The sequence below is a fragment of the Pseudomonas bohemica genome, assembly GCF_002934685.1.
Lineage (GTDB): Bacteria > Pseudomonadota > Gammaproteobacteria > Pseudomonadales > Pseudomonadaceae > Aquipseudomonas > Aquipseudomonas bohemica.
The window spans coordinates 1-13,014 of sequence record NZ_NKHL01000084.1; the positions used below are offsets into that span (position 1 = coordinate 1).

At 61.7% G+C, this 13,014-nt stretch carries 13 protein-coding genes and 1 pseudogene; 7 read left to right on the forward strand and 7 right to left on the reverse strand.

The features are described 5' to 3' along the window. Positions 1-413 (reverse strand): diacylglycerol kinase family protein (locus CE491_RS04640; RefSeq protein WP_267894468.1); only part of this gene is annotated, 413 nt, incomplete at its 3' end. 524 nt (positions 414-937) lie between these two features. Here CE491_RS04640 and CE491_RS30665 point away from each other — a divergent pair. Then, positions 938-1,093: pseudogene (locus tag CE491_RS30665) on the forward strand (sugar transferase); the annotation flags it as partial. A gap of 7 nt (positions 1,094-1,100) precedes the next feature. Then, a complete protein-coding gene (locus CE491_RS04645; RefSeq protein ID WP_110947190.1) occupies positions 1,101-2,555 on the forward strand; it encodes a mannose-1-phosphate guanylyltransferase/mannose-6-phosphate isomerase in 1,455 nt (484 codons plus the stop codon). A gap of 440 nt (positions 2,556-2,995) precedes the next feature. Here the strand turns inward: CE491_RS04645 and CE491_RS04655 are convergent, their stop codons facing one another. From CE491_RS04655 to moaB, 4 genes are all read right to left on the reverse strand, one after another. Next, entirely contained in the window at positions 2,996-3,373 is a 378-nt protein-coding gene (locus tag CE491_RS04655; protein WP_110947192.1) for a VOC family protein, read from the reverse strand. Positions 3,374-3,392: 19 nt separating this feature from the next. Beyond that, on the reverse strand, positions 3,393-4,583 hold the full coding sequence (locus tag CE491_RS04660) for a CaiB/BaiF CoA transferase family protein (RefSeq protein ID WP_110947193.1): 1,191 nt from the start codon (positions 4,581-4,583) through the stop codon (positions 3,393-3,395). 240 nt (positions 4,584-4,823) lie between these two features. After that, entirely contained in the window at positions 4,824-6,038 is a 1,215-nt protein-coding gene (locus CE491_RS04665) for a molybdopterin molybdotransferase MoeA (RefSeq protein WP_110947194.1), read from the reverse strand. Positions 6,039-6,044: 6 nt separating this feature from the next. Further along, a complete protein-coding gene (moaB, locus tag CE491_RS04670) occupies positions 6,045-6,584 on the reverse strand; it encodes a molybdenum cofactor biosynthesis protein B (RefSeq protein ID WP_110947195.1) in 540 nt (179 codons plus the stop codon). Positions 6,585-6,662: 78 nt separating this feature from the next. Between moaB and mobA the strand changes: the two genes are divergently transcribed. The 5 genes from mobA to xopAW all read left to right on the forward strand — a co-directional run bounded on the left by mobA (position 6,663) and on the right by xopAW (position 10,912). Continuing rightward, on the forward strand, positions 6,663-7,256 hold the full coding sequence (mobA, locus tag CE491_RS04675; protein WP_110947196.1) for a molybdenum cofactor guanylyltransferase MobA: 594 nt from the start codon (positions 6,663-6,665) through the stop codon (positions 7,254-7,256). A 103-nt stretch (positions 7,257-7,359) separates the two neighbouring features. Further along, positions 7,360-7,584: a YgdI/YgdR family lipoprotein gene (locus CE491_RS04680; RefSeq protein ID WP_110947197.1), complete on the forward strand. Its 225-nt coding sequence runs from the start codon at positions 7,360-7,362 to the stop codon at positions 7,582-7,584. 343 nt (positions 7,585-7,927) lie between these two features. After that, a complete protein-coding gene (locus tag CE491_RS04685; RefSeq protein WP_110947198.1) occupies positions 7,928-8,680 on the forward strand; it encodes a response regulator in 753 nt (250 codons plus the stop codon). After that, positions 8,677-9,750: a sensor histidine kinase gene (locus CE491_RS04690; protein ID WP_110947199.1), complete on the forward strand. Its 1,074-nt coding sequence runs from the start codon at positions 8,677-8,679 to the stop codon at positions 9,748-9,750. The genes CE491_RS04685 and CE491_RS04690 overlap by 4 nt, the downstream gene beginning before the upstream one ends. A gap of 277 nt (positions 9,751-10,027) precedes the next feature. Further along, positions 10,028-10,912, forward strand: a complete 885-nt coding sequence (xopAW, locus tag CE491_RS04695) for a XopAW family type III secretion system calcium-binding effector (RefSeq protein WP_110947200.1) — start codon at positions 10,028-10,030, stop codon at positions 10,910-10,912. A gap of 73 nt (positions 10,913-10,985) precedes the next feature. Here the strand turns inward: xopAW and CE491_RS04700 are convergent, their stop codons facing one another. Together CE491_RS04700 and CE491_RS04705 are read right to left on the reverse strand one after the other, a co-directional pair. Beyond that, positions 10,986-12,038, reverse strand: coding sequence for an AI-2E family transporter (locus CE491_RS04700; protein WP_110947201.1), 1,053 nt, complete (start codon positions 12,036-12,038; stop codon positions 10,986-10,988). Between the two features lie 100 nt (positions 12,039-12,138). Beyond that, a complete protein-coding gene (locus CE491_RS04705; RefSeq protein WP_110947202.1) occupies positions 12,139-12,978 on the reverse strand; it encodes a DUF4892 domain-containing protein in 840 nt (279 codons plus the stop codon). Positions 12,979-13,014 lie beyond the last annotated feature (36 nt).

Genomic DNA, 13,014 nt, shown 5'->3' on the forward strand with positions numbered 1-13,014 from the left:
AACCCGCCCGTGGCCATGTTGAGAAACAGCTGGCCGTCCACTGACCCCATATCGATGGTGCGCGCCGGCACATCCAGAAAATCCAGCGCCCGTTCGATGTCCAGGGGCACGCCCGCCGATCGCGCAAAATCATTGGCTGTGCCCAACGGCAGGATGATCAGGCTGGCGTCGCTGTGAGCCAGCGCCAGCGCCTCGGCGATATCGCGCAGTGTTCCGTCGCCGCCGCCAGCGATGATTTGGCGGTGGCCGGCGCCCAAGGCTTCAGTCACCAGGCGCTGGGCGTCACCGGCTTCCCACGTCAGGCGCACATCCAGTTCCCATCCGTGCTTGCGTTTGCGCTGCACGGCTTTGCGAACCTCCTCGTTGAGCGCCTGTTTGCCATGAAGAATCAATATTGCCCTGCGCTCCGTCATATGCCTTCCCTCGGTTGCTCGATTCATTGCGTCAGATGTTGACCTCATTGCCCCGCGAAAAAGCCCTCGAAAAAATATTTTTCTTTGGCGGGCCAATCCACCAAACGACCGCAAATATTGGATCAGATGCACAACGTAATGCAGTAATGGTAGGTCGCGGAAGCGCGTTCGGGTTGCTCTGTGCGGTTCTCGCCAGGACGGTGCCTGTTCCATGGGCTTGATCCGTGAAGGCACTCATTTGAGGGAGTTTCCGATGTGCATTGGGGAGTGGTCCTACGCCGGATTGTGAATAAATGCGATTTTTCTAATCGGTGGGATTGAAATGCGGCTCAAGAGAGCGCTTAATCGACAAAATATTGGCTAATTCTGTAATTTGCGTCGGAAAAGTCATTATATTGACCTTTCCCTGCCAGGCACCGGGCGGACCAGCCAGTCAGGGATTCAAGGATTGAAGATGTGAGGACGTTCTATGCGACTGCAACCGGTCGACAGCCTTCTGCTCACGCGGACGAGCCTGATCGAGTACCGGGCTTGCGCAGATCCACGATTTTCGTGGTGAGACAGATACCCTGAAGAAGATCGAACAGCGGGTCGAGTTCGATCCTGAATACATCGAAAACCGGTCCGTCTGGTTCGATCCATACATCCTTTGCACTGTGTCAGTGCTTTTCCTCGCGAGGCTTACTGATGGGCACTCTGATTCCCTGCATCATCGCCGGCGGTGCCGGCACCCGTTTGTGGCCAGTCTCCCGTGAGGCGATGCCCAAACCTTTCATTCGATTGCCCGACGGCGAAAGCCTGTTGCAGAAAACCTTCAACCGCGCCACAGGCTTGCCCGACGTGCAAAGCCTGCTGACCGTCACCAACCGCGAAGTGTACTTCCGCACCGTCGACGACTATCGCCTGTTGAACAAGCACAAGATTCACCTGGATTTCCTGCTGGAGCCATTCGGTCGTAACACCGCTCCGGCCATTGCTGCCGCCGCCTTGCACGTGCAAGCCTTGCACGGCGACGACGCGCAGTTGCTGATCCTGCCCGCCGACCAGCTGATCAGTGATTTCGACGCCTTCGCCGAGGCCGTGGCGGCCGCGCAGGCCCTCTCGGATGAAGGCTGGCTGGTGACCTTCGGCCTGATCCCGACCCGCGCCGAAACCGGCTTTGGCTACATCGAAAAAGGCCAGGGCTTGAGCGACACGGGTTATCAGGTCGCCCGTTTCGTCGAGAAACCCGATGTCGCCACTGCCAAGGAATACCTCAAAGGCGGTCTGCACCTGTGGAACGCCGGGATGTTCTGCATGCGTGTCGACGTACTGTTGCGCGAGCTGGAAACCCATGCCCCGGACGTGCTGGCCGCCGTGCGTCATTGCCTGGGGCAATGCAAAAGCAAGGAAGGCAGCAACGAATTGCAGATGGAACTGGACGCTGCCACGTTCGCGCAAGTGCCAGACATCTCTATCGACTACGCGCTACTGGAGCGCTCGCAGAAAGTCGCGGTGGTGCCGTGCGAGCTGGGCTGGAGCGATATCGGCTCCTGGCAGGCGATTCGTGAGCTGGCACCGGCCGACGTCAACGGCAACCAGTTCAACGGTCAGGTGGTGCTGCACGATGTCACCAACTGCTACATCGACTCGAAGAAACGCCTGGTCGGCGCAGTAGGCCTGGATAATCTGATCATCATCGATACCCCGGATGCATTGCTGATCGCCGACGCCGAGCGCACTCAGGAGGTCAAGCTGATCGCCCAGGAACTCAAGCGCCAGGGCCATCCGGCGTACCTGCTGCACAACACCGTGACTCGTCCGTGGGGCACTTACACGGTGCTGGAGGAAGGCAAGCGCTTCAAAATCAAACGCATTGTGGTCAAGCCCCAGGGCTCGTTGTCGCTGCAGATGCACCATCACCGCAGCGAGCACTGGATCGTGGTCAGCGGCATGGCGCGGGTCACCAATGGCGAGCGCGAATTCATGCTCGATACCAACGAATCGACCTTCATCAAGCCCGGCCATACCCATCGCCTGGTCAATCCAGGAGTGATCGACCTGGTGATGATCGAGGTGCAGAGCGGCGAGTATCTTGGCGAAGACGACATCGTGCGTTTCACGGATATCTACGGCCGCGTACCGGACGCTGCGAAAGTCTGATCGCTACACCACCGATCAGCGGCCGTGCCTGTCACGGCCAGCAACCCGGCACGGCACCACGCAACCCGCAACCCGTGACAGATCCGATTGCATAGGAATCACCCGACGGACGCATGCGCAGGCCCAGATCAGTCATGCCCCGCAGCACGGTTTCGGCAACGACACAATCGGATTTGAGGCCGCGGTAGCAAAGATCGACGAATGAAAATTGGGAGCGCAAGGTCACGCGCCGGGACAAGCCGGGGCTTCCAGCACAGTGTCGATCGCCCGTGGGCCAGGCCGCGACGAGACACGCTGCCGTGATCGTACCGGCGAAGCGCTCGGGGGTGATCGGTGCGTAGAAGATCGGATGGTCTTCTCAAGCCAAGACCGGAACATCGTCGCGAACAGCAGCTGCGCCTTCATCTGATGAGCAGGTTCATGTCAGGCAATGGCATATGTCACACCAACTCTGATATCTCGATCAGGTTCAGATCCGGATCACGCACATACACCGAGCGAATCGGCCCGGTGGCGCCGGTGCGTATGACCGGGCCTTCGAGGATCGGCCATTGCGCGGCGTTGAGGCGCTCGATGACTTGCTCCAGCGGGAGCGAGGCGATGAAGCACAGGTCCAGGGCGCCCGGCACCGGCACGTGGGCCTTGGGTTCGAATTCCTTGCCACGTACGTGCAAGTTGATCTTCTGATGGCCGAATTTGAACGCCATGCGTCCGGCGCCGAAGGTCTCCAGTTGCATGCCCAACACGCGGGTATAGAAGTCTACCGTGGCGTCGGCATCCACGGCGGTCAGGACCAGGTGGTCGAGGTGATCGATCATGATGCTCTCCTAATATGCTTCAAATGAGGCCCCGCGCTCGCCATGCCGCCCGTTGCTGCGCATCGACGCCCAATTCCGCCAGGACTTCGTCGGTGTGTTGCCCCAGGGTCGGGGCCGGACGCGTGATGCCGCCGGGGGTGCTGCGCAGTTTAGGCACGATGCCCGGCAGCGTGACGGGCGTGCCGTCGTCGAGTTGGCTGTCAAGCAGCATGTCCCGCGCTTTGTAATGAGGGTCGCTGGCGATGTCGGCGGCGTCGTAGATCTTGCCCGCTGGAATTCGCGCGGCAGTCAGCTTGGCCAGCACGTCGTCGAGGTCCAGACTCGCGGCCCAGGCTGAAATCGCCGCGTCGATCAGTTCGACCTGCTTCACCCGCCCATCGTTGTGCGCCAAAGCCGGATCGGCGGCCAGATCGGGCCGCTCGATCAACGCCATAAGACGCTGATAAATGCTGTCGCCATTGCCGGCGATCAACGCGTAACGGCCATCCCGACACCGGTAGGCATTGGAAGGCGCGATCCCCGGCAGGCTGCTCCCTGCAGGCTGACGCACGACGCCGAACACCGAATACTCAGGAATCAGGCTCTCCATCATGTTGAACACCGACTCATACAGCGCGACGTCGATTTCCTGACCTTCGCCGCCGTTCTGATCACGGTGACGCAAGGCGAGCAATACACCGATCACGCCATGCAGCGCCGACAGCGAATCGCCGATGGACACCCCCACGCGCACCGGCGTGCGCTCAGGTTCGCCCGACAAATGCCGCAAGCCGCCCATGGCCTCGCCCACCACCCCGAACCCGGGTCGGTCGCGATACGGCCCGGTCTGGCCATAGCCCGACACCCGCAGCATCACCAACTTCGGGTTCAGCGCGTGCAGATCTGCCCAGCCCAGCCCCCAGCCTTCCAGCGTGCCGGGGCGGAAGTTTTCCACCAGCACGTCGGCTTCGGCGATCAGCTTGCGCACCAGGTCCTGGCCTTCCGGCTCTCGCAGGTCGAGGGTCACCGAACGCTTGTTACGCGAGGATACCGCCCACCACACCGACGTGCCTTCATGCAGCAGGCGCCATTTGCGCAGGGGGTCGCCGGTGCCTGGCGGCTCGATCTTGATCACATCGGCACCGAACTCACCGAGGATCTTCGCCGCAAACGGCCCGGCGATCAGCTGCCCGAGCTCGATGACCCGAATCCCTTGCAGTGGCTTTTGCATGACGTGCCCTTTCTTATTGAAAAAAGTGGCGCCATTGTCTGCTATCCGGACAGGAAATCCAGCAGCGATTCGTCTGCCACGGCGCCAGCCTCGTACTACTCATGAGCGGTCATCAACGCGATCCGGTGCTGCCGCACCGCTTGCTCAAACGGTGCTGCTGCAACTGACTGGCGTTGTACAGGGCCATGCTGTCGTCGAGTTCTTGCCAGGAACCGGTCAGCCGGTCAGCCGGTCAGCCGGTCAGCCCATGACCTCGCTCAGGGGGATGAAGTTGAGCAGATCGCCTTCAGCCACGGTGGTGCCCTCGACGACCTCGATCAACCCGTCAGCCCAGGCAGCGCTGCGCAACACGCCGGAGCTTTGATTACGGTAGGCGACCAGTCGACCCTGCTCCAGACGCCCGCGCAGGTACTCACGACGATTGCCGGGCTTGTCCCAGACAAAACCGGCGGGCACCTTGAACTGCAGCGGTGTCACATCCCGCGCGCCGAGGCGCCGCAGCAGATACGGCCTGGCGAGCAATGCGAAGGTCACCAGGGTCGACGCCGGATTACCCGGCAGGCCGATCACCGGCACGCCGCGAAAATGCCCGAAGGTCAGCGGCTTGCCCGGTTTGATCGCCAGTTTCCACAGGGAAATCTCGCCTTCTTCGCGCAACGCGTGACCGAGGAAATCCGCTTCACCGACGGACACGCCACCCGTGGAGAGGATCAGGTCGACATCGCCCAGCGCTCCCAGTGCAGCGCGGGTTTTCGCCAGATCATCCGGCAGGATGCCCGCATCCACCACTTCACAGCCCAAGCGCTTGAGCCAACTGCATAGCAGCACGCGGTTGCTGTTGTAGATCTGCCCCGGCCCCAACGGCTGGCCCGGCTCAATCAACTCGTCGCCGGTGGACAGCACCGCCACCCGCGCGCGGCGCACCACCGGCAAGCGGGCCAAGCCCATCGTCGCGGCGAGTCCCAACTCGATCGGCGTCATCACGGTGCCCGCGTCCAGCACCTTGTCGCCGACCGTGGTTTCCTGGCCCTTGGGCCGGATGTTTTGCTCAACGCTCAGCGGCTCCAGGAAACGCACGCGCTCGTCGGCCTGAACCTCGGCGTTTTCCTGCATTTCGACGCAATCCGCGCCTTCTGGCACCGGCGCGCCAGTAAAGATCCGTGCACAGGTGCCGGGCTGTAGCGGTAACGGCGCCTGCCCGGCAAAAATTCGCTGGCTGACCGACAAAGGCTCGCCCTTCCAGTCGCCGACGCGCAGGGCATACCCGTCCATTGCGCTGTTGGGCCACGGCGGCAGATCGAGTGTGGAAACCAGGTCTTCGGCGAGAATGCGGCCCTGCGCGTCGGCCAGGGCCACCGTTTCCCGCTCAGTGATCGGCGCAGCTTCGGCCAGGCTCATCAAGCGTTCCATGGCCGTTTCCACCGGAATCAGGCCGCGCGGTTCAGGCTTGCTCATCGGTTCTCACCCACGGGTTGCACAGGGCTCGGCCTTTTTCAGGTGTGGCACGAAATTGCAGGGACGAAAGCTGTTGTTCAATTGGTCGGCCAGAATCCCGTCCCAGCCTGTACGCACCGCGTTGGTCGAGCCCGGCAGGCAGCAGACCAGCGTACCGTTGGCCAGGCCGGCCAACGCGCGGGATTGAATGGTGGAACTGCCGATATCGGGCACGGATATCTGGCGAAACAGCTCGCCGAAGCCGTCGACCTGCTTGTCCAACAGGCACGCTACCGCTTCGGGGGTGCTGTCGCGACCGGTGAAGCCGGTGCCGCCGGTAATCAGCACGACCTGGACTTCATCATCGGCGATCCAGGTGGCAACCTGGGCGCGAATCTTGTAGAGGTCATCCTTGAGCAGAACGCGCTCGATCAAGCCGTGACCGGCAGCGGTCAGACGATCGACGAACATCTGTCCGGAGGTATCGTTTTCGAAGGTGCGGGTGTCGCTGACGGTGAGAACGGCAATGTTCAGCGGCACGAAAGGTGTGTCAGCCTTGGCTTTCATCGGCTAGGTCCAGTTGTCGGGGAAACAGTGCGGTGTTATATCACAGCACCCCTTTTTTCTCCGCTGAACGAGTTCGTCATGACTGCACCCCAAACCCTTGCGCCCTGCTCGATCCTGCTTCTGGCCGGCGGTCAGGGCCAACGCATGGGCGGGCGGGACAAGGGCCTGATCGAATGGCGCGGCGAGGCGCTGATCCGGCACCTGCAACGCTTGACCCGACCGCTGACCGATGATTTGATCATCTCTTGCAACCGCAATCGCGAGCAGTACGCGCCGTTGGCCGATCAATTGGTGCAGGACGATCAAAGCGACTTTCCGGGCCCTTACGCAGGCATTCGCTCGGGGCTGGCAGTGGCCCGCCATGAGTTTCTGCTGGTGATGCCCTGCGACACGCCGCTGTTGGACGTTGGGCTACTGCAAGGCTTGCGACACACCGCTGCGGCCCACCCCGGCAAACCGGTGATGATTCGCCAGGGGGAACAATGGGAACCGTTGTTGTGTTGTATTCCTGTCGTGCATGGGCCGGTGTTCGAGCAGCACTGGCAGCAAGGCCAGCGCAGCCCGCGGCGGACTATGGCCGAGCTCGGGGCGGTGGCGTTGCAGTGTGAGGCGGGGGATCCGCGGCTGGCGAATCTGAATACGCCGGAATTATTGATCGATGTCAGGCGGTGACTTTCTGAGTGATGTTTCATGGAGCCACATTTCATGGAACTTTGCTGATATCCATCGCGTCAGAAACGTCACTACATAAAGAATCACCCTCGGAGACACAGTAATGAAACAACGGACTATTCCCGCAGCCCTCCTGCTCGCACTTGGCCTCGCCACCCTTGCCGGTTGCTCTTCGCCCACTGTGATCACCCTCAACGATGGCCGTGAAATCCAGGCCACCGATGCGCCGAAATACGACGAAGAGTCTGGTTTTTACGAGTTCAAACAGCTGGATGGCAAGGAAACTCGGATTAATAAAGATCAGGTGCGGACAGTTAAAGAGCTGTGATATTGGACTGAGAACACGAAAACCCGCTTTTTTAGGCGGGTTTTTTTGGGTTTGGCGTTAGGGTTGGCGCCGGATTGGAGGTATATCCGTCATTTCGGGTGGTGCCAGCAGGTTCCGCCTCACGGCGGAGGCTTTCGCGTTCGGCGAGTTACTGGGGACAGCACCCCAAGCAACATCTGACACCCAAACGCAAACCTTGCCCCATGTACCTTTCAAGATACATTCCCGACAATCCTTCGACACCTGACCCCGTCACCCTTCCGCCCGGCTCGCCAGCGAAGTAGCATGGCAGCGTCGTTCCTCAATCGCGGCCGATCCGGCGGCATCACATGGCGGCAGCAACATGCAAACGACCCCTGACAGCAACACCGCCAATGCACAGACCGAAGAGCGCCGCTGGAACACCCGCGCGCTGATCGTCGACGACGACGTGCCGATCCGCGAACTGCTGTGCGACTACCTGGCCCGCTTCAATATCCAGAGCACCGGTGTCACCGACGGCAACGCCATGCGCCAGGCTCTGGCCGAAGAAACCTACGACGTCGTCGTGCTGGACCTGATGCTTCCCGGTGAAGATGGCCTTTCCCTGTGCCGCTGGCTGCGCAGTTCCTCGGATATCCCGATTTTGATGTTGACCGCTCGCTGCGAACCCACCGACCGCATCATCGGCCTGGAACTGGGCGCTGACGACTACATGGCCAAACCCTTCGAACCCCGCGAACTGGTGGCCCGCATTCAGACCATCCTGCGCCGGGTCCGCGATGATCGCACCGAAGAACGCACCACCCTGCGTTTCGACAACTGGCGCCTGAACAGCGTGCTGCGTCAACTGACCGCCCCCGACGGGTTGGTGGTGCCGCTGTCCAATGCCGAGTTCCGCCTGCTGCGCGTCTTCCTCGAACGCCCGCGCCGGGTGCTCAACCGCGAACAATTGCTGGACGCCGCTCGTGGCCGTTCCATTGAGGCCTTCGACCGCAGCATCGACCTGCTGGTCTCGCGGCTGCGGCAAAAACTGGGCGATGATCCGAAATCACCGCAACTGATCAAGACCGTACGAGGCGAAGGCTATATGTTCGACGCCAGGGAGATTGGTTGATCCGCTCGGCCGACACACTGTTTGCCCGACTGTTCGGCGGCGCGCTGCTGGCAATCGTGCTGGCGCACCTGCTGGCGTTCATATGGTTTCACCACTATGGCCCGCCGACGCCGCCACCGCCCCCACATCAAAGCGCTGAACCAGGTGCGCCCGGTGCAGTTCCCGGCCAATTCCCTTCGGCCATGGAGGCCCTGCGCCCTCCACCGCCGGGGCGTGCGCCCTTCTTCGGCATTCCGCTGATCCCGTTGTTCTTCCAATTGGTCACGCTGGTGATCGCCGCCTGGTTCGGCGCAAAGGCCCTGAGCCGACCGGTGCAACGGATCAGCGACGCCGCCGAGCGACTGAGTAAAAATCTGGACAGCCCGCCGCTGGCCGTCACTGGGCCGCGGGAAGCACGCCAGGCCGCGACCACGTTCAACCTGATGCAGGAGCGTATCCGCGAGCAGGTCCAGCAACGCGGGCGCATGCTCGCTGCGGTTTCTCATGACCTGCGCACCCCCCTGGCTCGCCTGAAGCTGCGGGTCGAGCAGATCGAAGAGCCCAAGCTGCACGGGCAGATGTCTCAGGACCTGAACGACATGATTGCCATGCTCGACGCCACCCTGACCTATCTGAACGAGCAGCGCACCAGCGAGGCCCTGCAGTATTTCGATGTGCAGGCCTTGATCGAATCCCTGACCGAGAACGCGCAGGACAACGGCGATGACGTCCAGGCGAGCGGCACCTGTCGCCCGCTGAAGTCCCAGCCAATGGCCCTGCGCTCGTGCCTGCACAACCTGATCGACAACGCCCTGCGCTATGCAGGGCATGCGCGGGTAGTCATCGAAGATTCCAGTGATCGGTTGCTGGTTCGGGTGGTCGATTCAGGCCCCGGTATCCCGGCGCACATGCGCGAAGCGGTGTTCGAGCCGTTTTACCGCGTCGAAGGCTCACGCAACCGCAACTCCGGCGGCGTCGGCATCGGCATGACCATCGCGCGAGAAGCCGCACGGCGCATGGGCGGTGATCTGCGTCTGGAAGAAACGCCTGGCGGGGGCCTGACAGCGGTGCTGGAGCTGCCTCGGATTTGAGTTCCGTCATCCATAGACGTGCCGTGTGCGTGCTTATGGCAGAAATGCCAAGGTTCCAAATTCGTAGGAGCGCGCCTGCCCGCGAACAGCCATCACCTCCACAACAGCGTTAGGAAAAGGAATAGCATTGGAGGGCAAGCGCGCTCCTACAGTCAGTGCAACCTCAACAGTAAGCCCCCCGTTACAAACACCACATACCCACGACATCCTCACCCCCGACGCTGCATAAGCCGGTGCACCGTGCCGGTTTTCATTCATCTGATGGGGAGTCGGTCCGATGGTCACAGGCATTAGCGGCAGCAGCAGTTATTCCAGTTACGTCAGCGCGAACACCAGTACCAGCGCCACCGGCAACAGCAAGAACTTCGCCAACGAGTTGCTGAAGAAACTCGACACCAATGGCGACGGCAGCATCGACAAGGATGAGCTAAGCACGGCCCAGTCGTCGGATTCCAATGACGGCATCACCGTCAGCCTGAGCAGCGCCTTCACCGACCTGGACAGCAACGACGATGGTAGTCTGGACGCCGATGAACTTGCCGCCCTGACCCCGCCACCTCCTCCGATGCAGATGGACGCAGGTTCGGCCGACGATGAAGCGCAGGACGTGCTCAGCGCGCTGGACACCGACGGCAATGGCAGTGTCAGCAGTGACGAACTGACCGCGGCCCTGAAAAACTCGGGCAGCAGCAGCGACAGCAGTCAGGTGTTCGACGCCCTGGACACCAACAAGGATGGCACCGTCAGCCTTGAAGAGCTGACCGCCAGCCTGCAGAGTCAGCAATCGCCACCGCCTCCGGCTGAAAGCTCCAGTGACCTGTTCAGCAGCCTCGACAGCGATAGCGACGGCAGCATTACGGCCGCAGAACTGACCAGCGCCCTGCAGGGCGACAGCTCGACCAGTAGTACCGATTCGACCAGCAGCACTTCTGCCGGCACCGATTCGATCAACTCGCTGTTCAGCGCGCTGGATGCCGACAGCAGCGGAGGCGTCAGCGCCGCCGAGTTGAGCGCGGTGCTCAAGCCAGACAGCAGCACTGAACAACAGGCCGCGACGGCCAAGGCCAGCGAAGCATTGAATCGCATGGTGGCAGCCCTGAGCGACCGCTACAACCTCAACGGAGATGCGACAGCGGGCAAGCACGTCAGCACATCCGCCTGATGCAAAAAACCGCCGCCGGACCAGGTCCGACGGCGGTTTTGATAGAGCACCAGCAGCCTATCCAGGCAATTTCCTATTTCGGCAGTGGCCGCACCCGGCTTTCCGCAACCCAGTCCAGCAGCAGGCTATAGGCCACGGCCAATAGCGTCGGGCCGATGAACAGCCCGATGAAGCCGAACGCCAGCAAGCCACCAAACACCCCCAGCAACACGATCACCAGCGGCAGATTACCGCCCCGACTGATCAGATACGGCTTGAGCACATTATCCACGCCGCTGACGATGAACGTGCCCCACAGCCCCAGAAAGATCGCCATCCCGTACTCGCCCTTCCAGGCCAGCCAGGCCGTGGCCGGAATCCAGATCAGTGGTGGCCCCATCGGCACCAGGCTCAGCAGAAACGTGCCGATCCCCAATACCAGCGCTCCCGGGATCCCTGCAATCAGGAAGCCGATCAGCGCCAGCACCGCTTGCGCCGCTGCCGTGCCGATCACGCCGTTGACCACCCGCTGAACCGTGCCCGCCACCAGATCGACGTAATACTGCGCACGCTCGCCGATCAACCGCTCCAGCAGACTAAGCACGAAAGCCGCCAGGCGTGGGCCGTCACGGTAGAAAAAGAACACGAAAACGATACTCAGGGTCAGTTCGAGAATGCCGCCGCCGACCTGCGCACTGCGCGCCAGCAGCCAGTTGCCGACCTGCCCCAGGTAAGGTTTGATACTGGCCAGCAGCGCCGCGCCCTGCTGATCGATGGTAGTCCAGTAGCCCACGAGCCGCTCACCCACCAGTGGAATGCTGCCCAACCAGGTGGGTGGATCGGGCAGCCCGTCGACCTGCACGTCCTTCACGAAAACCGTCGCATCGCGCACGTGATCGGCCAGGTTGAAGCCCAGCCACACCAGAGGCGCCGCCACCAGCAGCATCCAGCCCAGAGTCAGAATGGCCGCCGCCAGCGACTCTCGGCCTTTGAGCGCTCGGGTCAGCAGACGCATCAGCGGCCAACTGGCAAACGCCAGCACCGCGCCCCAGAAGAGCGCAGACCAGAACGGCGCCATTACCCACAGACAGGCGCCAAGCAACGCCAGCAGTAAAATCTGCACCAACAGGCGATCGTTATTGAGCATCGGTTCATTCCATAGAAAAGAAGTCCGCGGACAGCAAGCATAACGGCGAACCGAATGGCTCGCCTGATCCTGCCCTCAAGCGCCAGAAATAGAACGCACTTCAGTGGATGAGTTCGAGGGTCAGTCCGTGAGTAGGCTTGTTGCCTGCTTCCAGCCGGGCGGCACGCACGCCGCCGTTGACCAGCGCTTCACGCCAGGCCTCGCCCTGTGGGCCGGAAATCGTTACGCGCAAACTGCTATCCAGATTCAAACCCCGGGACAGCAAAGTGATCCACGGTTCGGCGGGCGCGCCGCTGAGCATCGGCAGCTCCAGATCGCCAGAGCTTTTCAGCTCGCGCAGCAAGGTCGCGGAAGTTGGCAGCAACTCGCCCAGCGGCGCGCTGGCCTGGAATTGCTCGACATGCAGATAGGCGCGGCGGTTGCCGCGGGTGATGCTGTACAGCGCGACCAGTTTATCGTTGTCCGGCGCCGCCAGACGCAGCAGTAGATAAGCCTGGCCGTTGTCAGTGCCATACAGCCTGGAGTTGCCGAACACCTCATTGGCCCACAGGCTGCTCTCGCCACAGTCCCGCGCCTGACACCAGAACAACAATTGCGCGCCCTGTTTCTGCATGGCCTCGCGGGCCGCGGTGAAGGCTTCATCGGCGGAGCGTTCGACAGGCAGTTGATAGGTTATTGAAGAAGCACTGCCACGGGCCGACACCTGGCCGTCAAAGCGCAACTGGCCACTGATCTTGCGAATCGAACCCAGCGGATAGATGCGCTCGAGCTCGGCCACTGGCCGGTAATCGACGATTTCTGCGTCGGTGGGGCGCGGCAGGTTTTCGAAATCCTGACTGCCCGGGACATCAGCCGCATGGCTGAAGGCGGCGTAACCGCTCAGGCACAGCAGCAACCCCAGAGCACGTGAGTTGCGTGATAAGCGCATGGGGGTTCTCATCGCGAGGAAATCGAGGGGCAAACAAAAACCGCACGA